The organism is Vibrio sp. Hal054, assembly GCF_037162405.1.
In the GTDB taxonomy this organism is placed as follows: domain Bacteria; phylum Pseudomonadota; class Gammaproteobacteria; order Enterobacterales; family Vibrionaceae; genus Vibrio; species Vibrio diazotrophicus.
The window spans coordinates 92,826-113,999 of the sequence record NZ_JARLUT010000003.1 but is presented as its reverse complement, the minus strand read 5'-3'; the positions used below and the strand labels follow the sequence as shown (position 1 = coordinate 113,999).

27 protein-coding genes are annotated in these 21,174 nt (G+C 43.2%); 19 read left to right on the top strand and 8 right to left on the bottom strand.

Going from position 1 to position 21,174, the window contains the following annotated elements; translation table 11 throughout:
* Nucleotides 1-4: 4 nt before the first annotated feature.
* A complete protein-coding gene (locus P4S58_RS22980) occupies nucleotides 5-535 on the bottom strand; it encodes a hypothetical protein (protein WP_337166067.1) in 531 nt (176 codons plus the stop codon).
* Between the two features lie 3 nt (nucleotides 536-538).
* Nucleotides 539-4,246, bottom strand: a complete 3,708-nt coding sequence (locus tag P4S58_RS22975; protein WP_337166065.1) for a hypothetical protein — start codon at nucleotides 4,244-4,246, stop codon at nucleotides 539-541.
* A gap of 166 nt (nucleotides 4,247-4,412) precedes the next feature.
* Between P4S58_RS22975 and P4S58_RS22970 the strand changes: the two genes are divergently transcribed.
* From P4S58_RS22970 to P4S58_RS22945, 6 genes are all read left to right on the top strand, one after another.
* The gene (locus tag P4S58_RS22970; RefSeq protein ID WP_337166063.1) at nucleotides 4,413-5,612 is read left to right on the top strand and encodes a DGQHR domain-containing protein; all 1,200 of its coding nucleotides are present in this window, start codon (nucleotides 4,413-4,415) and stop codon (nucleotides 5,610-5,612) included.
* A 2-nt stretch (nucleotides 5,613-5,614) separates the two neighbouring features.
* Entirely contained in the window at nucleotides 5,615-5,920 is a 306-nt protein-coding gene (locus tag P4S58_RS22965) for a hypothetical protein (protein WP_337166061.1), read from the top strand.
* Nucleotides 5,911-6,159, top strand: a complete 249-nt coding sequence (locus P4S58_RS22960; protein ID WP_337166060.1) for a hypothetical protein — start codon at nucleotides 5,911-5,913, stop codon at nucleotides 6,157-6,159. The genes P4S58_RS22965 and P4S58_RS22960 overlap by 10 nt, the downstream gene beginning before the upstream one ends.
* A gap of 89 nt (nucleotides 6,160-6,248) precedes the next feature.
* Nucleotides 6,249-7,325: a hypothetical protein gene (locus P4S58_RS22955; protein ID WP_337166059.1), complete on the top strand. Its 1,077-nt coding sequence runs from the start codon at nucleotides 6,249-6,251 to the stop codon at nucleotides 7,323-7,325.
* Nucleotides 7,322-7,891, top strand: coding sequence for a LemA family protein (locus P4S58_RS22950; protein WP_337166058.1), 570 nt, complete (start codon nucleotides 7,322-7,324; stop codon nucleotides 7,889-7,891). Before P4S58_RS22955 ends, P4S58_RS22950 begins: the two co-directional genes overlap by 4 nt.
* Before the next feature lie 45 nt (nucleotides 7,892-7,936).
* On the top strand, nucleotides 7,937-8,413 hold the full coding sequence (locus P4S58_RS22945; protein ID WP_337166057.1) for a hypothetical protein: 477 nt from the start codon (nucleotides 7,937-7,939) through the stop codon (nucleotides 8,411-8,413).
* 84 nt (nucleotides 8,414-8,497) lie between these two features.
* On the opposite strand, the gene P4S58_RS22940 is transcribed toward P4S58_RS22945, so the two are convergent.
* Complete coding sequence (locus P4S58_RS22940) at nucleotides 8,498-8,761, bottom strand: hypothetical protein (RefSeq protein ID WP_337166056.1); 264 nt, start codon at nucleotides 8,759-8,761, stop codon at nucleotides 8,498-8,500.
* Nucleotides 8,762-8,880: 119 nt separating this feature from the next.
* Between P4S58_RS22940 and P4S58_RS22935 the strand changes: the two genes are divergently transcribed.
* From P4S58_RS22935 to P4S58_RS22915, 5 genes are read left to right on the top strand one after another with little or no spacing between them, the layout of a single operon-like run.
* Complete coding sequence (locus tag P4S58_RS22935; RefSeq protein WP_337166055.1) at nucleotides 8,881-9,216, top strand: hypothetical protein; 336 nt, start codon at nucleotides 8,881-8,883, stop codon at nucleotides 9,214-9,216.
* A 32-nt stretch (nucleotides 9,217-9,248) separates the two neighbouring features.
* A complete protein-coding gene (locus P4S58_RS22930; RefSeq protein WP_337166054.1) occupies nucleotides 9,249-10,043 on the top strand; it encodes an AAA family ATPase in 795 nt (264 codons plus the stop codon).
* A gap of 49 nt (nucleotides 10,044-10,092) precedes the next feature.
* Nucleotides 10,093-11,010 (top strand): hypothetical protein, encoded by a 918-nt coding sequence (locus P4S58_RS22925; protein WP_337166053.1) that lies wholly within the window; start codon nucleotides 10,093-10,095, stop codon nucleotides 11,008-11,010.
* A gap of 9 nt (nucleotides 11,011-11,019) precedes the next feature.
* Nucleotides 11,020-11,595 carry a hypothetical protein gene (locus P4S58_RS22920; protein ID WP_337166052.1) on the top strand — a complete coding sequence of 192 codons (576 nt, stop codon included), beginning with the start codon at nucleotides 11,020-11,022 and terminating at the stop codon, nucleotides 11,593-11,595.
* 19 nt (nucleotides 11,596-11,614) lie between these two features.
* Nucleotides 11,615-12,238 (top strand): SMI1/KNR4 family protein, encoded by a 624-nt coding sequence (locus P4S58_RS22915; RefSeq protein WP_337166051.1) that lies wholly within the window; start codon nucleotides 11,615-11,617, stop codon nucleotides 12,236-12,238.
* Nucleotides 12,239-12,405: 167 nt separating this feature from the next.
* Here the strand turns inward: P4S58_RS22915 and P4S58_RS22910 are convergent, their stop codons facing one another.
* Nucleotides 12,406-13,116 (bottom strand): hypothetical protein, encoded by a 711-nt coding sequence (locus tag P4S58_RS22910; RefSeq protein ID WP_337166049.1) that lies wholly within the window; start codon nucleotides 13,114-13,116, stop codon nucleotides 12,406-12,408.
* A 262-nt stretch (nucleotides 13,117-13,378) separates the two neighbouring features.
* Between P4S58_RS22910 and P4S58_RS22905 the strand changes: the two genes are divergently transcribed.
* On the top strand, nucleotides 13,379-13,681 hold the full coding sequence (locus P4S58_RS22905) for a hypothetical protein (protein ID WP_337166047.1): 303 nt from the start codon (nucleotides 13,379-13,381) through the stop codon (nucleotides 13,679-13,681).
* Nucleotides 13,682-13,833: 152 nt separating this feature from the next.
* Here P4S58_RS22905 and P4S58_RS22900 read toward each other — a convergent pair whose 3' ends face one another.
* The 4 genes from P4S58_RS22900 to P4S58_RS22885 form a co-directional block, all read right to left on the bottom strand.
* Complete coding sequence (locus P4S58_RS22900; RefSeq protein ID WP_337166045.1) at nucleotides 13,834-14,070, bottom strand: hypothetical protein; 237 nt, start codon at nucleotides 14,068-14,070, stop codon at nucleotides 13,834-13,836.
* Between the two features lie 19 nt (nucleotides 14,071-14,089).
* Nucleotides 14,090-14,329: a hypothetical protein gene (locus P4S58_RS22895; RefSeq protein WP_337166043.1), complete on the bottom strand. Its 240-nt coding sequence runs from the start codon at nucleotides 14,327-14,329 to the stop codon at nucleotides 14,090-14,092.
* Between the two features lie 99 nt (nucleotides 14,330-14,428).
* Nucleotides 14,429-14,635, bottom strand: a complete 207-nt coding sequence (locus tag P4S58_RS22890; RefSeq protein ID WP_337166041.1) for a hypothetical protein — start codon at nucleotides 14,633-14,635, stop codon at nucleotides 14,429-14,431.
* A gap of 89 nt (nucleotides 14,636-14,724) precedes the next feature.
* On the bottom strand, nucleotides 14,725-14,907 hold the full coding sequence (locus tag P4S58_RS22885; RefSeq protein ID WP_337166039.1) for a hypothetical protein: 183 nt from the start codon (nucleotides 14,905-14,907) through the stop codon (nucleotides 14,725-14,727).
* 453 nt (nucleotides 14,908-15,360) lie between these two features.
* Between P4S58_RS22885 and P4S58_RS22880 the strand changes: the two genes are divergently transcribed.
* The 7 genes from P4S58_RS22880 (at nucleotide 15,361) to P4S58_RS22850 (ending at nucleotide 21,169) form a co-directional block, all read left to right on the top strand.
* Complete coding sequence (locus tag P4S58_RS22880; RefSeq protein WP_337166037.1) at nucleotides 15,361-16,239, top strand: helix-turn-helix domain-containing protein; 879 nt, start codon at nucleotides 15,361-15,363, stop codon at nucleotides 16,237-16,239.
* Between the two features lie 50 nt (nucleotides 16,240-16,289).
* Entirely contained in the window at nucleotides 16,290-16,553 is a 264-nt protein-coding gene (locus P4S58_RS22875) for a hypothetical protein (RefSeq protein ID WP_337166035.1), read from the top strand.
* Between the two features lie 187 nt (nucleotides 16,554-16,740).
* A complete protein-coding gene (locus tag P4S58_RS22870) occupies nucleotides 16,741-18,054 on the top strand; it encodes a hypothetical protein (RefSeq protein WP_337166033.1) in 1,314 nt (437 codons plus the stop codon).
* 4 nt (nucleotides 18,055-18,058) lie between these two features.
* Nucleotides 18,059-18,991 (top strand): DNA replication terminus site-binding protein, encoded by a 933-nt coding sequence (locus P4S58_RS22865; protein ID WP_337166031.1) that lies wholly within the window; start codon nucleotides 18,059-18,061, stop codon nucleotides 18,989-18,991.
* On the top strand, nucleotides 18,984-20,327 hold the full coding sequence (locus tag P4S58_RS22860; protein ID WP_337166029.1) for a hypothetical protein: 1,344 nt from the start codon (nucleotides 18,984-18,986) through the stop codon (nucleotides 20,325-20,327). The genes P4S58_RS22865 and P4S58_RS22860 overlap by 8 nt, the downstream gene beginning before the upstream one ends.
* A gap of 10 nt (nucleotides 20,328-20,337) precedes the next feature.
* Nucleotides 20,338-20,652 (top strand): hypothetical protein, encoded by a 315-nt coding sequence (locus tag P4S58_RS22855; protein ID WP_337166028.1) that lies wholly within the window; start codon nucleotides 20,338-20,340, stop codon nucleotides 20,650-20,652.
* Nucleotides 20,653-20,773: 121 nt separating this feature from the next.
* Nucleotides 20,774-21,169 carry a hypothetical protein gene (locus P4S58_RS22850; RefSeq protein ID WP_337166027.1) on the top strand — a complete coding sequence of 132 codons (396 nt, stop codon included), beginning with the start codon at nucleotides 20,774-20,776 and terminating at the stop codon, nucleotides 21,167-21,169.
* Nucleotides 21,170-21,174 lie beyond the last annotated feature (5 nt).

The window sequence follows — 21,174 nt, the reverse complement described above, 5'->3', positions numbered from 1 at the left end:
TGGTTCAGCCTTGCTGTTGTTTGGTGTGTAAATGACTGGCCTCAATGGTGTCCAGCGCTTTAAGAAGTGATAGCGTGGCGTCAGGGCGAGTCAGGAACAAAGACACGATATCTGCGCGAGTAATGCGAGCAACCTCAAGCAGCTCTGTAAGGTTGTTCGTTAGTTGCTCTTGTATCTTTTCGAAGATCATACTGTGAGTACCGACAATGGCGGCGCAAAACAGTGGCCACTTGTCTTCCTGAGTACTCCATGTTCTCAGCGTTGTACCGATAACAGGGATAATTCCATCCATGTAGAAAATGTTGTCATTGAAGCCAACCAGCTTAGACAGGTCAGAATGGCTCGTACCAAACTTTTTCTCAAAAACATTGCTCGCCTCTGGAACACCTTTCTCCAAGGATACAAAAGCTAAGTCAAACATCTTAGCCTTGAGAGGGGCGTTTTTAGCCCAGCGATTGAGCTGAGAAACGCTGATACCAAAGCGCTCTGATAGCGCGGCGGTGTCCGATTGAAAAACGTGTATTGGATGAAACATAATTTACAGTCCTAGTAATAAAGCTGTGTGGTCTATCTTTCTATGGCCCTTTACGCGAGCCATCGTAACCTTAGATTTAGAAACATCTCGCGATTTGGCTGGGGGAGGGCAAGCAACCGACGGTTTCGCGGAGGCCACTACCTTACACCCTGACAAGAATGTAAGCTGTTGCTCTAATGCACCTGAGTTGTATTGAGTCCCTGCGGATTGTACCAATCGGTCAAGTGATGACAACAGAAGGTGCACCTCTGTGCTTATTTCATCCCACGCCTGAAGCATTGATAATAGCTCGCTCCACAATATACACACATTGGGTTTCCAATAGTCACAATTGGGTTCAAACATCGATACCCCCACATGTGGGTGAAGGTCTTGTACCAATAATTTGAACTCAGACAACAATGCAGAACGTAATTCGTCAAACTGCTCGCCCTCGAAGTGGGTTGTTGCATTGTGGTAATCCATAAAGGTCGCATAGTCGTCGCGTCCTACCGTCTTAAGTCCAAGTCGGTCCACTTGCTTCTGATGCTTAACGATAAGTGATGACAGTCCTTCAGCTAATGGAGTCCAAGCTTGCTGCGCTTGGCGAATTTGGTCGGCGACTTGCTTAAACGTTTTGGTTACTAAGGTGCCCACACGCACGCCCGAATCAAGACATTCTGCATACTGCTTACTTTCATCGGATGGGAATAGGCTTTTGATAAGCTCCTGCACGTCACTCAGAGGTTTAAAGTAGTACTTAAGCCAAAGCAGCGAAGTCTGACAGCGCTCATCCAAAGAAACACTTTGCGTATTGAACGTGCTCTTGAACGCATGTGACATTCCATAGTGAATGTAATCACAGCTGGTGGTCGCGGTCAGTTCACCAAATAAAGACACAGCAACGTCTAAGCTAGATGCATCCATCTCTAGATGAGAACGAACATAAGCCCGTTGCGCATTGCGCATTTTACGCAGTTCAGTTAATACCAGTGCTTTGTCTTTCCTATGTTGTTGCATGGACACTGCCCACGGTAGGGCTGCGATATCGTCATACGACATAGACTGAACATCAAATGCCCCAATACTGTTGAAGAGGTCTGTACGCTTTTTAAATTGTTGATACACAGGCATGTATGGCTTATCAATGGCGATAACCCCTTCAACGATCATACTATCTGCGACGTTTGTGCCGAGGTACTGGCGAGCAGCAGTCGAATGACGGTGCATACCGCTGTCATCGGTAGCGTCTACATTCAGCCACGCCTTTTGCGTGTAGTAGGCGTCTAGCGCTCGTTTAACACCGTCTACATCACGCCATTGGTCAATCATGGTGTCAGTGATACGTAAGTTCTGAGAAGAGAACAATTCATCCTCCGTGAAGAACACGTCTTGCTCTGTCGGTAGGATTGGGCGTTGCTCAACGGTATAGTTAGGACGCAACAATACTACATTGTCACCATGCGCAAGCGCCAATCGGCAATCTGTCACTAATGGGTAAAAGTTCAATCGCGTTGTCGTCTTCTCAATACGTCCAGAGACTTTACGTAGGCGACGCTGAGTAAAATGTCGCGAAGGGGATACCATTCTTGCATTTGCTTTATAGGCAGTCGTGAGTGTAGCTATCTCATAATTTTTCAGAAACGCTTTCATCTTGACTACGCCAGATGGTTTGAAACGCTGATCAATAGCAAACTGAACGGCATTTAAAGCCTCTTCTGGCGTGCTAAACCGAGCCTTTGACAAAGACTCACCCAGTTCCGTAGAAAAGGTCAGCAGTTGCTCAGCACAAAGCTGGTCAAACTGCGTGCTCTCGATGTGCCCAGAAAAGACAGAGTTGGCCACGCGCCCATTAACCATAACTTTCAATAGCTCTTTGTGTTCAATGGTAAGATGCGTAAGCACAGTGGATGCATAATCACCAGAGATAGTCACTTTGATTGGATAACCTTCCTCAGAACAAGCAACCTTTACCCTAGCGTGGACTGTCATAGGGGTGACATGAATGGGGTAATCAGCAACGGTACAATTTGCATCTTTATCATGAGCAGTATCATAGGCGTTCCTTTCACGGGACCACAAATTTGAGATGCTGTGTAACTCAGGGTTAGCCAGATAGCGTTGTGGATGCTCATAGAAGTTATCCAGTAGCGGCATCATTATCGCGTCTTTGAGCACGTTGCCGCGGTCATTTGTTAGTAATGAACCATGATTAGACTGATACTCTTCATTAGTTTGAGGCCACTCAATCCATGTACTGCGGTCATTAACCGTCTCATTCCAAATAGCAAGTGGTGCATAAGGTAGGGCTTGAATACCGTCAAGGCTCCAACGAAATGATAGATACGCACCATGACGCTCACTAAAGAGCTTAATCAAGGGTTTCGTAGCTTGCTCTTTATACATAGCAATAAATGCGCGTCTTGCTTTCGCGTTAAGAGTGGGGTCATTAGTAATACAGAGAATGGCAGGGTGAGAATCCACAGTACCGTCCTTTACTGCCTGATTAAACGCGGCAGCACGCTCTTGTGACAACACGGTAACTTGTGAAAACAGCCTAATCAATTGTTCAAGATAAACAGGCTTTAGTATGTTGTTTTGCAACGCAATGCGGTTGTAGGTGACACCATCCACCGCCTTAGCATGGAGTGCTCGCGCATTGTTAGTATCAATAGACAAGCGGTACATAAAATCCCGTAAGCGCAAAAGCTCCTGTTGGCCAAGGAAATTCCAACGCTCTAGCGTGGCTAATGAAGACTGTGTTTTATCCTTAGCACCAATCATTGTACAAATGCTGCAACCATAACGACTCTTTGCATTACAACCTTGCGCGGCGGTACTGCCTACAGCAATCTCGCACTGTTCGAGTGCGGCATTACCATAGATAGCAAGTTGCAATGCGTGATCATTCAAAAAACTAGGGATGGCATTATGAATGCCTAGAAGATTGCGTGTTAATGGGCGCTCGCCTGCTAATTCGTTAGCCAAAAATACATCATCTGTAGACCAATCTCTGATAGGAGCAAAATTAAACATGCTGGCGGTGTTGGCGCTCGACTCACTCACTTGCAACTCTGCTTTCAAATCAGCGAGTGATTTCTTGCTGACATTTTGTTTGGCCATGTTTGCTGATCGTCGAGCCCCTTCATCAATTCGCTGACCTGTCGCACAAATAATAGGGGAGTCAGCATACTCAAGAAGATCTGAACTTTTTCTGAAAAAGTGGCGCAAGTTACGGATGAATTTGGTGGTGTTGTCCACCTTTAAAATGGCAGAGCAATCTCCAGACATTTTTGCGTTCGGGACTATCTTTTGAGCGCCAAGATAACGATTGGCGTACTCATCATAAAATGACGGGGAAATAATTTGGTGGTGCAGATTGATGTTGTGGCGTCGAGCGTAGTCTTTCAGGCGAGGAGCACAATAATGAGGGTACATTATCATAGGCAGTGACTCTGCCACGGTATCAACCGTGATCATAATCAGCGGTCTGCTTGCTTCTAATTGCCCAGATGCAATAAGAGAGCGGTAAGCTTCTAGCCCAGCCAAAGACACAAGTTTTGAATCTTTCCCAAATGAAATAGGGATAAAACACACACAACGTTCATCAGCCAATAGCAATGATTGGAACTCAGCCACCATTGACCAAAACCCATCAATTACGCGCTTATGCTGCTGATAGATTTCTGATTCAACAATGTCATTCACTTCTATTACCTGAACTGCGTCCATAACTCTGTTCCTTATATTTACCTGTTAGTAGTGTGCACTATCAGTACAAAAAGAGCAATATACATAATAGAAAAATAAACATATCGTAGAAATATGTTTAAAATGTTTGACTCAATAGACTGACAAGGTTAATGTATTAATAAGAAATTTGAACGGAGCTTTAACAATGGAAAACTATCAACCGATTCATGCACCAAACGAAAAATCACTTCCTTTAACATTGTTTGTGGGTAATGAAGGGATCGTCAAAACTGGTGCCCGAGTGTTCGAAGGGGTGCTAACAGGGCGAGAACTGGCTGAATACTTTGACATTGAAAAACCGTCAAGCTTGTATCCTGACTATATGAAGAGACAACGCGATCTGGAAAAGACGAGAGCTACTAAGCTCATTAAATACTTTGAAGACCGTGAAGACACGATTCTGCCTTCGCTTATCATCTTTGTCTCACACCTTACGCATGAAGAAGAAATCATGGTAGGCAACCGAAAAATGGTGGTGGCCGAGCTACCACACGATGCCGACAGATTGATTGGTGATGGCCAAAATCGCCGAAATCTCTATGCTCACATCATAAATCAACAGCCTTGGCGTGCAGAGGAAACAGTGAATGTGAAATTTGTTTGCGTGGATGATGTCAGTTTAGAAGCTCATGGAACATTAGCTAAGCAAACCTTTAGTGATCTGCACTTTAATCTCGCTAAGCCAACGACGTCATTGAATCTCTATTTTGATTCGAGCCAACCGTACAGAAAGATGTTGGATCGATTCTTAAATATCGAGACACATGGCACAACTGTGCGCAGCTTCATCAGTACCACTGGTAAAGCGAAACCAGAAAGCATTTTGATGCTCAATCAGCTACTGGACTTTATTGGTACAGCACTAGGGAAGACCGCTGCGACCATCAACAAACTATTGAAGAAACAACCAGATTTAGAGCATGAGCTATTTGAGCGTTACGGACCTGTAGTGGAAAGCTTCTTTAACCTTTGTCCAATGGAGCATATAGCGAAGGTCAACAAAGACGATGCGATGTTTACCAAGTTTATTTTCGCTAAAGCTGTGGCTTGGGTCGCTAAGTCAATAGTAGAGCAAGCCGTGGATGAAGCGCTCATGGATGCTGAAGACCAAGGGATAGAGTTCAATGCCAAGAATGTGCTCATCGACTTTTCAAAAATAGAAGCACTGAATAAATTGCCCCTGTATGACATGACTGACAAGGTGTGGCTAGATGCGGGTGCGGTAACGAAAGTGGTGGATGATGAGAAGGGTACCGTTAAATTCAAAATGGTTCGCGGCTCAGAGAAAATTTTGGCTCGCACGCTATGTCGTCGAATTCGCGTTCAACCTTCGAAGGATATATAGCGATGGATGAGTTTAATCTAGAGTTTCATCGTTGCCCAAGTGCAATGACAAGAACCCGTAAAATGTTGGCGTTGTTCAATGCTTCCGACAAAAGAGAAGTGAAAATCGTAAGTATCGAGCCTGCGTTGCAAGACCACATAGCTGCGGTACTCAATGCAGAATATCCGAACATGTCATTGAGTTTGGAGCAAGCAATCTCTATCCCTGAACGCGTAATGTCACATTGGCAAGCAAGCCCCTTGTTTGATGAGGATGACCTTGAGAACGCGCCTAATCAGATTACTTTGAGAGTACAAAAATGTGGGTAGTTTGTCAGCTGAGGGCAGACCGAACTCAACCCAAGCACCCGACGACAGGTGAATATCCGCTGGTGGCGATTCCTGTAGTGGAATTTGGAAAGCACAAGACGCGTGATGCCGCCGTTTGCGAGTTAGTGCTGCACTATCACCCTGAAAACAAAGACAGCCCTCTAGAGCATCTAAAGCGCATGTCGAAAGAATTCCTGCGAGGCTCAATGAGAACGCACAAAATCCAATACTTTCCATAGTGAATTCATTATTATAAACAACGAGTGGGTTAGTCTCCTTCCAAGCAGCCGACAACACTCAGGTTTTTCAGAAAAATCAAGGACAGGCAATGAAGCACAACCAGAAAATCAGTCAAATCTTGAAAGATATTGAGAAGAAAACGGAAGCTGCTACGAGTCACCCTGAACTCGTGGAAGCGATGCGCCCAGCGTTCGACATGGGGAATGACTTCAACTACAAACACAAAACTGAGTGGCAAATTTTACTCGCGACAAGTCTATTTACCTTCTATGTCTGGTTTACATACTGGTCGCCTGATGCTCGCGATGAAATCTATGGTTATGGCGCAAACTATCATGTTGAAGATCCAATGTCTTACGTGGGTATGGTCACAGCAATAATCACCGTTTTCATTCCTTTGCTTATTCTCTTTCGCCACGGATTGATGAGCCGTGTGTCAAACAAGATAGCAAAAGCAGATGCATTGCTGGACCACAATATTGACCCGAGCGGCGCGGGTTTATCGGAACTCAAGAGCGTGCAAAAGTCCTTTCGCGAGTTTAGCCGAGGAAACCACTCTCGCCGTTTCACCAAAGCCTACAAAACTAACGCTCACGCTGAGCAGCCATTTACTGTCTATACGTTTGAGTATGTCGATAAGCGCACAGAAGTGACCACGGATTCAAAAGGTAGAACACAGACAAAAACTGTTTACACAACGTATTATCGCTATGGCCTTATGTTGCAGTTTGACTATTACAAAAGCATAGCCATCGGTAGGGCGCTGGTATCTGGCGGCAGAAAAGCGCAATACGAACCTGCGTCGATTGAATTTAACCGATTGTTCAAAATGCGCTGCGCCGATGATACGCAACTAAGTCGATTCTTGAAACCTGCGGTGGTTGAAGCTTTCATTGACTTCAAAAATACGCTTCAAAGCCTAAACGTTGAAATTAATGCCGATGGGCTAATGTGTATCAGCTTTGGCGACCAAGACATTGTTACGCCGAAAACTCAGCACCGATTAAACAAACCTGCGCTGTTCTTTGAAGAACTTCAAGGGACAAACAAGCTGCCAAAACTGACAGCGGTACTCCATTTTTACAAAACACTCACACGTCATTCAGACAACAACTTTAAAGCACCAAAAACAGATCAATCTTTAGAAAAGGAAATAGCACAATGAACAATTTTTACATCCTGTTAGCCGTTCTCGCATTCGTTGGCCTGATTGCAGTAGCAATCCACAACGGTATCATTAAGAACTATAACCGAGTGAAGCAGGCTTGGGCTGATGTGTTGACGCAAGAGCGTGCTAAAACAAACATCATTCCAAAGGTTGAGCAACTAGCAAAAGAGTACAAGGAGTTTGAGCAAGATTTACTTCAAAAAGTAACAAAGCTTCGTGAAGCTATTGACGTGGCAGGTAAGGGCAAAGAAGGCGATGTGGACAAGATCCATAATATTCACACTGCCTCTGACGCGTTGAGCAAAGGTCTAAAGGTGGCGGTTGAAGCGTATCCAGAGCTTAAAGCAAACACCATGTATCTACAGCTGGCGAACGAAATTGCTGAACAAGAGGAAAATGTGGCGGCAGCGATTCGCATGTTCAATAGCAATGTGGCGGTGCACAATACCTCAATCGAAACATTTCCTTCGTCGCTAGTGAATGCATCGTTCACTAAGAAAACATCCGTGAAATCTTTTGAGTATGCACTAGCAAATTTGGGATTTAGCCCAGAACTGAGCTAATAAGCAATCAACCAATGTTTTTCAGAAAAATAGGAAGCCATGTACATGAAGCTAAACCGTATGATAATGCTGGTGGCATTGTCTATATCTATGAAAGCTGTGGCCAATGACCCTGCTGTAGACGGCTATATTATCAGTACGGATTCGCAGTCACCAGAATTAGCACAGCAAGTTAACTGGTACAAGAATGTGCTTGAGAAAGAATGTGGAAGCGCCATAGGCATTAGTACGATAGAGAGTGAGGGGTTTGCGAATGTAACGGATGCCTTGCTGGTGGCTCGACCTAAGCAACACGATGACGGTAGAGGACAAACGCTTTACGAGTATGTCCAAGCCAAAGTAGAAAAAACTGCGGAATGTTCTAACGAAGGACGCCCGTTTGAGTTGCTGCTATTGGATAGCTATCTCATTCAGAATTACAGTAACTACCACAAGTATCTGTCAGTTCGAGACAAAATAAATAAGGAAGAAGTACCAAACCTATCGGAACTAGTAGAAGTACTTTATTCCTACGCAAGATAGACGTTGCTGAAACAATTAAGCCCATGCATTGCACGGGCTTTTTTTCTTTTGCTAGCGACATGAAACCATGCTCTTTATCGCAAGTTAGTAGCCGTGGTTGTTTGCCGCAACGTCCTTAGCAGTAATGTAAGTCAATGAGTAATCTGACGGGGTGTAAGCCATCAAATCGTCACACTCGCGTTGTGATTCGTGGATGACTCCTTTTTTAAACAGGTGAAATTGTGACTGACAACCGCTGTCTGTATTGCTCATTTCATGCACTAAAACCTCTACGGAATCAGGTTTCTTTTTGAGACAGCGTTGTAATGACTCAAGCCACTTACGTTCATCATCTGTTAATTGTTCCATCTTATTCACCTTAAATAACCTTTGCTTCATAACATGCGTTTCACAGATTGCGTTTCACAAGTTGCGTTTCACAGTATGCGTGATAATATGCACGGATTGCAACACAAAAGGATAGAAAAATGAAAAGTGATCCATTTCCTCGTCGAATCGTTACTGGGCTCGGGTTTTGTAACCGTGAAACAGAGCGAAAGAAGCTTAGTAAGCTTGTACTTCGTGGAACTCATATTTGGTTGCAAGCACATAGACGACACGGGAAAAGCAGTTTACTTGAGCAAGTCGGCGAAGACCTTAAATCTGAGGGGTATGATGTTGCGCTTGAGCGCTGTCATGTGTTGTTTAACAGTGGTAGTGAAAGCATTATTAAGCAACTGCTTAAATCAGCAGCTCGCTTGATGGGTGACATAGCTAGCCAGCAAGCAAAAAAAGTGGTCACACAACCGCAGACACGATACTGAACTACATCAAAGAAAAGTTCAGCAAGCGCAATTTGAACGTGCGGTTAGAGCGTGGCCTACCGAGCATAACATTTGACAAAAACGACAGCCACCTCAGTCTGGATGCTTTGCGAGAAGCGTTGGAACAACTAGACGAATACGCGGAAGAATCCGATGTCAGAGTAGTGTTCATCATCGATGAATTCCAAGAGTGCTCCAAAGCGGAGGGCGGTATAGAAATAGAATCAGCTATTCGAGATCGATTGGAGAAAGCGAAGGCCATCACTTTTGTTTTCTGTGGGTCAGAACGTGCGCTTATGCACCAATCGATGACCGATGCAAAAAGACCACTTTACAATCACACGAAAATGTTCCCTTTGAGTAGAATTGCCCCTGAACACTACAAAAAACATTTCAATCGACTCGCGCAAAGTGAGTGGGGTAGTACGCTGGATGACCAAGTGATCAATAAAATACTTGAGTACTCTGAATGCCATCCTTACTACACCAATGTCATTTGCAGCGATTTATGGTTGAACGAAAGTTTACCTAACCTAGACGATGTGAATGCTGTTTGGAAGGAAGTGGTAGACATGGCTGAGCGCGAGGAAAAAAATCTCATTTTGAGTTTAAGTACTAATGACAAGAAAGTTCTATCGGCAATCGCAAGAGGTGTGACTGAAAAAATCACGTCTAAGGACGCTTGTAAGGCGATGGATTTAGCGCCTAGCTCAATCAAAAGATCTGTTGATTCACTGGTAAAAAAAGACCTAATTGAAATATCAGCAGCGGGTGTGCACCTAGTGATTAGCCCCGTCATTGCAGAAATAGCACGACGATACAGCTAACACGTTTTTCAGAAAAACATAAGCATAAGCATAAGGGAATTAATACAATATGTTCATTCAAGTAAGCGTGTGGGGTTCAAAACGGCTTGGACAATTTTTAATGGAGCGTAATCACCCTAGCCTCTGGATGTCTGAAATGTCGGAAGAAGACAAACGGGATATCAAATCGCTTCATCCAGTTGCGCTTAAAAAGGATTTTCAAACGCAACATGGGAGCATTATGCCTAAGCTACTGGAATACTATGATGTGCCGAACGGGAACACTCTAGCCATTGATGCGAGGAGAGATTTGGCACCGTATATAAAGAGAATGAAGCAGAACCTTGAACCGTACTTAGATGAAAGTATAGGTGCACGTAGTCGCTTTCGTGATTCAGATGATGTCCAAGTCTATCCTTACTTGTCTGTAGTAAGTCAAGATTACATCGTGAGTCACAATATCTACTCTGACTATGCTGGTGAGGATTTTCTACGTCTTTTAAATCGTCAGTTGCAAAACCTCAATCCTGATGATTGCTTCAGAACAGAAATCAGAGCTTACGACCCCGATTTTGATACGTGTTACCAACGGATTTCCGTAAAGAGCCCGAACGCTTTAATTGATAAAGTGTGCGCAGAGCCATTGGAAATTGCCCAAGCATGGCTTGGTCAACATCAGTATGGTTATGCATTATACGAGTTGGAGAATGAACTGGGTGAAGCTGAAGTGCAAAATCTAATTTCATTAGATACTAACGCAATTATTAGCCCTATAGAAATGAATAGGTTGATCGCTTCAGGTAAAGTAGAAAAGGACATTATCCGTAACATTCAGCTCGAACATAACATTAAATGGTCGGAAGCTTTTGATGATGCACACGTATCAACAATGTACGACTTGTTGGGTATTAGAGTAGGCCAAAATTTTACAATAACCCCTTCCAAAGATGTGCAATATTTGGATTTTGATTGGGACAGCTTAGTATAGGAATTTTATATGAAAACAGTTGGAATAATTGCTGCTATTGCATTGGCTTTGCCCAATTTAGTCATGGCAAAAGTAACGCTAGAAATCGAATCAGAAACTCTAAATGGAAGCTCAATAACTCGCTACTTTAACTTTGAAAGCGATAGCGGGCTTGATGGTTTTAGTGCTGCCTATACTGTTGAGAACGAAATGATTGATGCCTTGTTGCGTAAAGGTTCTGAAGATAAATCTACGTATAGAGTAGATTTATCTTCCCTAACCAAAACAAGCGAGGGTGGTTGGGCGGGGCCGCGAATCATTAAATCAATAAGACTCCCTTTAAGCGAGAAAGTTTCTCTTTCCTACAATGAACGCTACGTTCATCTATTACTGACCAAAAACTCTAAATATCAGGTAAAAATAGAAAACGAGCCAACTCTACTTGTTTATGCCTCAAGCGAAGAGGAAGTCCTTGCTCAGTTACATGGGCAAAGATTTAATGGCGCTGTCTATGATGAGTCTGGTATCAATGAAGCTGTTTTTTATATGACACAAGAAGCCTTAAAGAATCAGATTGTAAGTATAAGTAAGTTGGGCTCTGAGTAATCGTGGTGAAGGGAATGTCATGCTAGAAGAAATCATAAAACAACTGATGGTTAAAGCGCCTAAAATTGCAACTGCATTCTTAGAGCCAGCAACAGCAGAGGAAGTTCAGCTACTGAGTCTAAATGTGGTGGGAGAACTGCCACAACCACTGATTGAGCTGTATAAATCGTCGAAAGGGCAAGATCCAAACAAGGTTGCTAATTTTGCATACGGCGTCACTTGGATCACTATCTCACAGACGACAGATCTTGTAGAGAGCTACACCGAGGCAGGTGATGGAAATGAATTGCGATATGCCGATGTAGGGATAGATAAGTCTTATACGCTTGGTAAAAAGCGAGTTCCTATTGCTGATGATTTCGGAACATGTCTAATTTGCGTTGATTTAGGTCCTTCAGAAGAAGGTGATTACGGACAAGTGATTCTTGTTGATCAAGAAAACAATGTGGCATTAAAGCTTGCAAGCTCCGTTACTGAACTTCTTTCAAATTTTGAAAAGGATTTAGCCAGCAACATGTATGCGTTAAGTGAAGACGCATTAGAAGATGGTGAACATTGGTTGACCCCTGAAAGAGCAATTGATCCAGTCAACTGGTTCAACTCACCTACGTGGCACTATGTAGTCGATAAACTTTCAGCGTAGGGCATACTAAAATCCCGCTATAACACTAGCAATTGCATTATTGCTGGTAGAAGTAGACGGCTATAGCAACTAAAATGAACGATTCTTTAGCTGAGTAATCTGGGACAGCTAAAGGACATTGCATAAGCTTCAGTCATATCTCTTTGACGGTATAACACAGGCTACACTCAGACGTTCAACGATGTGTAGCCAACACAACTTGCCACAACTGCATCCTCCCAAATCGGCATAAACGCATAATCATTAGGTATCGAGTCATCCAGCTCTTTTGTAAATTTTCCCACGGGTGTCTCGATGAATTCGACCACTCGATACTGCCTGTCAGGTGAGCACACAATGACAATAGAACCAGATGATGGGACCGCATGACAATCGAAGAAAACAAATCCACCACTTTGCATAAAGTCGAATCGACGACAACGCTCTGGTCTAAAGTTACCAACAACCGTTAGCGCAAAACAATAAGGGCTAAGACCGATTGGACTAGGTTGAAACACCGTGTCTGCACGTTTTCGCTCAGCATCAATATGTTCGGCTAAACTAGGTGAATCAATCGTCTTTAAATCAAGGACAGGGGCGTGAGCTCTACCACCGTCAGATACAACCCCGTTGCCTGTCACTAGCCACTCAACGCGACAATTTAGCGCTGACGCGAGTTTTATGCCTGACATCACGGTGATAGATTTTTTAGGCTGCTTAAAAATATTGGTCAGCACAGTGCGTGAGACTGTGCTTTCATTAGACAGAGCTACAAGGCTAGTAATACCTAACTCCGTCATGCGCAGTTCTATATTCTGTGCCAGCACTGAGTGCTCTGATGGTGCTGGGTCTTTACGAGGTCGCCCTACGCGTCTGGTTTGGGAAATAACAGTGCTCATACATTGCTCTTAGATACTGAAGATTTGCGTTAGTATAAGCATGACTAAACAACAGAATAAACCCAGTAAATTCGGGCGTTCTAGCTGATTTTTGTCTCATGTGTATCATATTTATCTTACGTATCTGTAATGATAAAACTGATGTTTTGAAATGCGACAAGCATCACAATAAAACTAAGGTGAACCATTGGGAAAACAAAGAAACCGATAGGGTTTGGGTAAAACAATATTTGATGATTTCGCTATAAAAGAAGTGACGTAAATGGCCAAAATATTTGCAATTGTGAAGAACGACGCTGATCAACTCCAAGTAGTCAGTTGGTCAAGCAGAGCCGAGTTTAGAAAGACAGGGCACTCATTCCTAGATGAACAGTTCATCGCAATAGCGACGACTGATGACTACAAAGAGCGAGGTATTTTCGCTGATACGTTAGCAATCGAATGTGAACCTGTAGAGGGGTTTAGCCTTGCGAAAACTGAAGAAGAGGTGAACGCCCACAACCTGCTTAACGCAGCATTGAAAGAACACTTTAAAGGGAAGGTTTTTCCGAAAAAGTACTATTGATATGCATCTTTCTTAACGCGACAACACTAGCACGCAGTGCTATTTAAACTGAAGGTACAATCGCCTATCTTGTGTGCCGGTAATCAGCACTACACACTAAATGTTGTACTGGCAGAGCTCAATGCGAGTAATGCATTAGTAACAGTCTAAGTCTAGTGAAAAGTAAGGCTTTCGTGCTGCAAATGAGCCAAGTCACACTCGAACTGTTCGATGCTAGAGATTAGACACCAAGGAATAGATCCTACATATTCTAGGGTAAAGGCTTGATTGGCCACAAAGTCAATGGCAACGATTCCTTTTGTTGACTCTTTTGCAAAATGATCGGCAAATGATGGCATTTCAGACCAACCGTTTTCAATCAAATACTCTTTCAAATCTGCAAGGTTCAAAATCTGTCCTTAAGAATGACTATGGGCTAGTGTGGTTAGGTTGTGGCAAATCCCAACGGTCTTGAATCTCGATGATTTTTGGGTCCGTAAGTGGTAAAGGTTTAATAACAACACGACCAAGTGTACCGACCGATGCTACATAGCCTAACTTATACAAATTGATAAGCTGAGCATAAATGATATTGAACGCATTACTACGACTCGGGTTAGCGACAAGGTAATCGAGTTCATCCTTGAGGGCGTCATCTTTGTCATTCATGAATCCATAATGCTGCTCAATATACTTCAAATCAGCCAATGCTTACTGATGGCGAGTGACAATAGACATGCAATGCAACTTCCTCTCATGATGGTAGCGTTAAGAGCGTACTTCATGCTCAGAAGAATTCATAGCTTGGTCGCCAACGAGTAACCTGACTCGCTCCTTCAACACTGAAACCAAAGTCTCAGCATCTCTTAAGGCGTCAATTGGATCGCGTTGCTTAGTGTTCTCAACCTGCTCTCGAAACCAAAATGATGTCGCCGCATCATTCGCCAAAGCTTGCTCAAATTCACCTGTTTTCATTCCAAGGTCCTTTCAATAATGTGGATTAAAACCACCGTGAACGAATTGGGTTTCAATTCTTTAGCTGGTGGTCAAATGGTGCGGCAAGATTAGCACTGTACCTCTACAACACCCACATCTGGAATCTCTACCTTGGCGTAGGTTTGACCATAAGCTGAAACTGCGCCTATCAGGTTGTGAGCGGCCAACTGAACACACTCTTCCATAGACAGATTCAATGCCTGACACCCTGCGACAAACTGCTCTAACAATTGTTTCTTTTCTTCTTCCATCGTCGTGACTCCAAACTAATAACAGTGGTATTTATTATAATTACATGTGATTACAAAAACAACGAATTAAGTATTGATAAAAAATACATACTGTGCACTAATAGTAAACAAATAGAGTTATAAAAAATAGGCGAAAACACTAAGCTAAAAAAGTGCGAAAATTTTGGTCTTGCTCTATAACCAATATACAATATGTGAACAGAGAATGGCGCATCATGTGTACTCGTGACTCTCGTGTGAACTGTGACTTGCTAACTGACATTAACAACCACAAAGCGCCATTCTCTCCCTTCATCAATGTCAATGTTTTCGTTGAGTGGTTGGAAATAATTCAATAGGTATATTTTTTGAAAGACTTTCAAATAGTCAGCCACTCAACTAAAGCAAGTGTATTGTAATAACGACATTGGTCCCTCATCCAACTTTGTAAAAAAGTGGCATCTGAAATAGGGTGTGTTTGAAAAAGGAATGATTAACCCGATTGAAATTATGAAACAGACAACAATAGAACTCGATTTGTTTAATTTTGGCGATGGGGTAACGTTCTTGCCAAATGCCTTGTTTGATCACTATTCGACTTTGGGGCTAACACCATCAGAGCTTGTTGTATATATTAACATTTGGCGTCATTGGACAAATCCTAACACGTTACCGTGTCCTTCAAATAGAGTCATATCTAAGTCTACAGGCTTTCGGCCTAGAACTGTAAATTGGTATACAGCAAAGTTACATGAACTAGGGTTTATTGAACGTATAGAAAGACGCTGCACCAACGGAAGTAATATGACTAATCAATATAACCTTTCACCATTGATTACATATCTAGAAAAGATTGCAAAACCAATGAGCGTATTGGAAAGTTACCCCTCGGACGGTGACTGTGAAATAAGAAAAGAAATTGGATGCAGGTATGGGGATTCTCTGTCTATTTTTGGTTCAACTATCATTCCTAACATGCTTTTAGATAGGCAGAGTGACTTAGGAATAACACAATCTGAACTTTTTTTGATCTTTAACCTGATGAGACATATGTACAGCAATAAGCCAATTTTAAATGTAACTCTTCGTCAACTATCTGTCCAAATGGGTATGAATAAGAGAACAATATCCGCACTTGTTACAAAACTGGTGAAAAAGGGATTTTTAAAACGCTACACAAGAATTAATGCTTCAAACGAGTATGACATACATCCTCTTTTACTTGCTTTGCGTAACGGGATCTTTGAAATCACTGACGGTGAGCGAAGTATGGATGCAAAATCATATATAGATAAGGTCAATGATAATTCGTTATGGCATCGACTTTTAACCTCAGAAAGCTTGGCGTTATAAATCAAATCGCGTAATGGAAGAAAAGACATTTAAGGAACGGGACCACGAAAATGACGGACTCCTACATTCAGCTTAAAATTGGTCGTGCAACTTACGAAATCACGGCAACAGATCGATTTATGGACAACGGAAAATGTATCCAACTACTGAGCCAATCAAAGGAATGTGATCGGTGGGCGAGGGCAAGAACCCCAAAGCTATCACAACGTGCTGTACGAGAAATCAATAAGTTTGAGAGAATTGAGCTGGATTCAGCCGACTATCGCTCAACGGTTTCCATATTCAGCCTGAAGCTGCCTAACACCAACGAATAAGAGCACCATTCTTACTCCTTGCAACAAGGAATAAGAAGTTCGCGCACACTCTAAATAGCTCTCACCATAATCCTGCTTAAAAGCAATTTCACCAAGTACTAATTATAGAGAAAACTCACTAACAAATTTTGCCAATGCTGTCTGTTTGCGCTATAATTAAGCTATTCGAATTAGAGACGGTAAACCGATGAACATCCTAATAGCAGACGTAAAAGGTTTAGGCGCATTTCCTGACCAAAAGGACAATAGACTGACAAAAGTCTACCTAATCACTGCAAGAGATACGCATCCAGACAAGGCAAAATTTGCGGTCTTTGCTACCTGCATTAACGCTAGTATGGCCTTGGAAATTGGTAGAACAGAAACAGCACAGAAGCACCTTGCATCAGAAAAATCATCAGTATGGTTGATTGATTGCATTGAATCTCGAAAGGCACACCGCCCAGTGTGGATGCAATATAACGAAACGCTAAACAATGACTACTACACCAAAGAGCACGCAGAGCTCAGAGAGCTTTTTCAGAAAAAGTTTGCATGGGCAAATGTGACCGCTCACGGTGAATGTTTGGCAGGCATTGTTGGCGTGGCACCATTCAATATTCGTTATATCAACAGCAACCCAACCAAAACGAAGGGAACAAAGAAATCCGCGACCAAATACAATGCAGCTTCCATCGCGTACCTAACCAATGTGTGTAATGACTATTGTAATGGCATGTACACCATTAGTACGCATGAAAACCCTGTCCCGCCTCTCGATGATGCTTATGCCAAAGTGGGCAAGGATCATATTGACGCTGGTGGTTTTAGTGTTGAGCGCATTAACGTCGAGCAAAGAGGTCATTCATACATTACGAAAAAGAGCGATTACATTCTTCGCCACAATGCCAAACGCAGACAACAAACCACCGAGCCAGCCCGAGCGGGTCACAATGGCGTGAATATTAAAGATCCATTGCTGCGTGCCAAAGTGAATAATGATTGGGTGTACTTTACTCATAAGTCGATGCCAACAAGCTACGGCTTAGCAGAAGTTCTGGCTCTAGCGTTCCCTGAGACATTAGGCAAAGTGTATAAGCAGCTACAAGAAGCGGAAGGCAAAAAGCCAGTGCTTGCGCAGCTGTTTGGCGAACGTAAGGACGTGATAGCGAATGCAGAAGCCATCAAAACAATAAGAGCACTAGAGATTGAAGGTTTAACCGTTCAAGGAGAGTGGAAGCCCTTCGACTTAACGACGCACAACATGTCATTGATTGGTTCTTTTATAGCGGGTGAATCTGATATAGACGTAACCCCAAAAGATGTCTATTCCATTACCGATGCACACAGAGCCAAAGTAACTCTGGCTAAAAGGAAGTATGGGCGCGAATCATTTGGGCATTACTTGCTGCACCCCATGCATCCAATGCACCTGTCATTTAGAGCGGAGTGTGGGCATTACTACTGGATGAAATGGTGTGAAAGCACTGCAATCAACTTTACATACAGCGCAGAGGGGTAACTACGTGAATGATAAGCTGAGTGAGCAATCTTTGGATTTGTTTGACGAAATTAAAGATGGCATTAAAGAACTGGCCGCACTGGTGAGTAGCAGCTCTTTCTATCATGCATCAGTGGCCAAACTGCCAATTGCTGAAGTCCAAAAAGATGGGCATGACACAGTATTTGATGATATTGAGTACTGGGAGCTTCAGCGATACGAGGAACACGAAGCTATCAATCAGTACCTTGATGCCATTGAACTGCATTCAAAATCTTTCGACTATTCCAATAAAGCGGGTCGTCGAACAGTAGGCATTATTCACCTTGCCGTGACGCAAGAACGCGGTCAGGAAATCTTAAACAAAGTCCTTGAAATTAATGCAGCCAAGAAAGCATTGGAGAAGAATATCGTTGATGCGATCCCTGACTATTACGAAAGGGCGAAGTTCTATCAACAACACTTTAGTGGATACCTCATGTTAAGTGTGTTCCGTCAAATTCCGATAGCGGTGGAACCTTTGCAACGCGTGTCCTTTAGTTGGGTAAAAAATGGCTACAGCGAAGATAAAATCGAATACGAGACAGCCTTAAGTCTGGTGCGTACTCGTGTCGATGCGAAAGTCAGGAAGAACCCGAGACTGAAAATGGATGATTTACTCCGCATGGACACCGAAAGGCTGAAATGTGCCAACAAAAACAAGCTCTATTGGATTCGCCCAACCAAACTCAATCCCAATATGGAGCTTGTATATCTTAGCGGTGAAAGGACCTCTATTCGCGCATCAATCCCGCTGTTGATGATTGAACCATCCCCAAGGCGGCGGTATCCCGAACTCAATGATTATCGGGGAGTCGTGAGAAAAACAGTAGGTGCAAAGACTGCCCAACGCACCCCAATCATTGAAGAATATGGGCTGTTCGAGAAAGAGCCAAAACAAGAAGGTGAAAATGTCTAAATACGTCTACATAGAGAACAAAGCACACACGCTTAGCAAATACATGGAAAGCATCAGTCCGTCTGTTGTAGAAAAAGGCAACCAAATCATTCAACAGTGGGCAGTGCAGGGCTATCTTCCATCCAGTGAAGCGCTATGGGAAAAGATGCTACAGCGCAACGATAGAAATGTCGTAGCAACAGTTGCTCTCTCCAAAAACGAATTGGATGTACCACATCCTGTCAGGTTGTTTGATTACTACAACCTAGCGTTGTCAATGGCAATGATGAGTGACAATTATGCAGCCTCCATGTTTGGTATGTTAGCTGATCCTAAGCGATACTCTGTGACCGACATTGAAGACGTGATTGTGTTCATTAAACGCTTTCACCCAGAACAAGGGGCTCCGTTTGCCGAGCTGCTAGACAATATAGGTATCGCTTCATTTTTCACCCAGTACATTCCGCTAGCCACTATATTGCGTAAAGCGCCTATTTTTCACATGCAAGAGAGCGCCTGTGAGGAAGCCTATCAACTCGATATCGCAAAAGGCATTGACTCGACCTACCTTCGCGCTCCATGTGAGCTGTCGTACTTTGACCTAGCTAAAAGCGACATCACTGTGCACGATCCTGAAAGCGGATTGCATGAGTTAGACGGTTTCTATGTCTCTGAAGTAACGGAAACACAACGCACACTGTCTGTCACAGCCCTTAAAAGCATGAAATTGGATGACAGCAAACCAATGCGTCTTATGACGTTAGTGTTTGTTGGCAAACCGAAAGATAGAGTACTAAATGACACGTTGTATCGTATTGAGTTGTACCTCCAAGACGGAATTACCATTGATGACGTGATTAACAATACGCTTAAGTGGTACAACGGGGAGTTTAATGATAATACCGACGACCTGAAGGAGTACGATGTTACCAGCAACTTGGTAGACACTTCTAAGGTAGACGTTGCACACAACATGCAGTTGGTACGTACTGCCGTAAACTTTCTATCATATTTGAATTTCGCAGAGTTTCGCAGGACAGAGACGAAGGTGCGTAGCGTGGCTGAAAGTATCGCAAAGGCTAAAATTCCAGCGAATCAAAGCAAGGCCATGAAGAAAGTGCACGGCAAAGCTGACGTGATCACCATTGCGAGCAACATCCGTGAGTTTTCTCAATCCGGCTATTCAAATGAAGGCGCTGCGAGAACAAAATCCAGACACTTCAGACGTGGCCACTTGCGCAATCAGCAGTATGGTTCTGGCGATAATGTTCACCATAAGCCATTGTACATCGCTCCGCAGATTGTAGGCGGTAGCAAAGATGGAGAGGCTAAACCCAAAACCTACAAAGTGAAGTAATGGAGCGAGCATGATGAGATACCTACTTACAACGGTGCACAAATATCCACATTTCTACAAATCAGATGGTTCGATTGTTCAGCTGGATCTTAATTACGCCGAAAGCAAGACGATTTCATCCATTGATGAACAAGGTCAACTTAACCATGTACAAGTGAGTGGTACACCACCATGTGTAGACAATGTGTGGCTGGTGGACTCGGTGGAAGAGGCGTTAAGCCGACTTGAAGTGCATGGAGTCTATCCGTTCGAGAGCAAAGTTGCGGCGCGAGAAAACGCCAAGCGTTTAGGTCTGAAGTCATTTAAATACATTGCCATACCTTAAGCCGAGGGACGGTGCAAGTTCTTGCAAGCCACAGGCTTAAATCGTGTCGTTGCACGATTAGAGGGTGGCAAATCGCTAGGAGCAGCTATAACCCACAGATAACCAACATTGGAGATATCGAATGAATGAAATACGCATAAAATCTAAAGAAAATGGGGTATCACTCTCTCTATCTTTTCCTTCAAGTATCGAAGACAACGCCCCACAAACGGGATTATTTATTTTCGCTGGAGGTGTTGCCAGCGGCAAGCTTACATTAGCACAAACGACTATGAAGCAATTTAATACCGAAGCAGCTCTTTATGAGGAATTGCGCAATAGAGACATGGCCTTAGAATGCCTTGAAAAAAGCAAATTAAAACTGTGCTTTGCGACGATACATGCTGAGTCTAAATCCGATGTGTTAGAAACGCTCAAAGAACTAGGCTTGCTTGAATCTATGCACCAAATTAAGGCTATTCATTATTGTAATAGGGTCGGTCAAACGCTCGAAAGCCAACAGCTTGAGTTAGAGTAGAAAAC

What these genes read in the sequence shown, in the direction of transcription:
- P4S58_RS22980 (WP_337166067.1), bottom strand. Translation starts at nt 535, where the DNA reads ATGTTTCATCCAATACACGTTTTTCAATCGGACACCGCCGCGCTATCA.
- P4S58_RS22975 (WP_337166065.1), bottom strand. Translation starts at nt 4,246, where the DNA reads ATGGACGCAGTTCAGGTAATAGAAGTGAATGACATTGTTGAATCAGAA.
- P4S58_RS22970 (WP_337166063.1), top strand. Translation starts at nt 4,413, where the DNA reads ATGGAAAACTATCAACCGATTCATGCACCAAACGAAAAATCACTTCCT.
- P4S58_RS22965 (WP_337166061.1), top strand. Translation starts at nt 5,615, where the DNA reads ATGGATGAGTTTAATCTAGAGTTTCATCGTTGCCCAAGTGCAATGACA.
- P4S58_RS22960 (WP_337166060.1), top strand. Translation starts at nt 5,911, where the DNA reads ATGTGGGTAGTTTGTCAGCTGAGGGCAGACCGAACTCAACCCAAGCAC.
- P4S58_RS22955 (WP_337166059.1), top strand. Translation starts at nt 6,249, where the DNA reads ATGAAGCACAACCAGAAAATCAGTCAAATCTTGAAAGATATTGAGAAG.
- P4S58_RS22950 (WP_337166058.1), top strand. Translation starts at nt 7,322, where the DNA reads ATGAACAATTTTTACATCCTGTTAGCCGTTCTCGCATTCGTTGGCCTG.
- P4S58_RS22945 (WP_337166057.1), top strand. Translation starts at nt 7,937, where the DNA reads ATGAAGCTAAACCGTATGATAATGCTGGTGGCATTGTCTATATCTATG.
- P4S58_RS22940 (WP_337166056.1), bottom strand. Translation starts at nt 8,761, where the DNA reads ATGGAACAATTAACAGATGATGAACGTAAGTGGCTTGAGTCATTACAA.
- P4S58_RS22935 (WP_337166055.1), top strand. Translation starts at nt 8,881, where the DNA reads ATGAAAAGTGATCCATTTCCTCGTCGAATCGTTACTGGGCTCGGGTTT.
- P4S58_RS22925 (WP_337166053.1), top strand. Translation starts at nt 10,093, where the DNA reads ATGTTCATTCAAGTAAGCGTGTGGGGTTCAAAACGGCTTGGACAATTT.
- P4S58_RS22920 (WP_337166052.1), top strand. Translation starts at nt 11,020, where the DNA reads ATGAAAACAGTTGGAATAATTGCTGCTATTGCATTGGCTTTGCCCAAT.
- P4S58_RS22915 (WP_337166051.1), top strand. Translation starts at nt 11,615, where the DNA reads ATGCTAGAAGAAATCATAAAACAACTGATGGTTAAAGCGCCTAAAATT.
- P4S58_RS22910 (WP_337166049.1), bottom strand. Translation starts at nt 13,116, where the DNA reads ATGAGCACTGTTATTTCCCAAACCAGACGCGTAGGGCGACCTCGTAAA.
- P4S58_RS22905 (WP_337166047.1), top strand. Translation starts at nt 13,379, where the DNA reads ATGGCCAAAATATTTGCAATTGTGAAGAACGACGCTGATCAACTCCAA.
- P4S58_RS22895 (WP_337166043.1), bottom strand. Translation starts at nt 14,329, where the DNA reads ATGAATGACAAAGATGACGCCCTCAAGGATGAACTCGATTACCTTGTC.
- P4S58_RS22890 (WP_337166041.1), bottom strand. Translation starts at nt 14,635, where the DNA reads ATGAAAACAGGTGAATTTGAGCAAGCTTTGGCGAATGATGCGGCGACA.
- P4S58_RS22885 (WP_337166039.1), bottom strand. Translation starts at nt 14,907, where the DNA reads ATGGAAGAAGAAAAGAAACAATTGTTAGAGCAGTTTGTCGCAGGGTGT.
- P4S58_RS22875 (WP_337166035.1), top strand. Translation starts at nt 16,290, where the DNA reads ATGACGGACTCCTACATTCAGCTTAAAATTGGTCGTGCAACTTACGAA.
- P4S58_RS22870 (WP_337166033.1), top strand. Translation starts at nt 16,741, where the DNA reads ATGAACATCCTAATAGCAGACGTAAAAGGTTTAGGCGCATTTCCTGAC.
- P4S58_RS22860 (WP_337166029.1), top strand. Translation starts at nt 18,984, where the DNA reads ATGTCTAAATACGTCTACATAGAGAACAAAGCACACACGCTTAGCAAA.
- P4S58_RS22855 (WP_337166028.1), top strand. Translation starts at nt 20,338, where the DNA reads ATGATGAGATACCTACTTACAACGGTGCACAAATATCCACATTTCTAC.
- P4S58_RS22850 (WP_337166027.1), top strand. Translation starts at nt 20,774, where the DNA reads ATGAATGAAATACGCATAAAATCTAAAGAAAATGGGGTATCACTCTCT.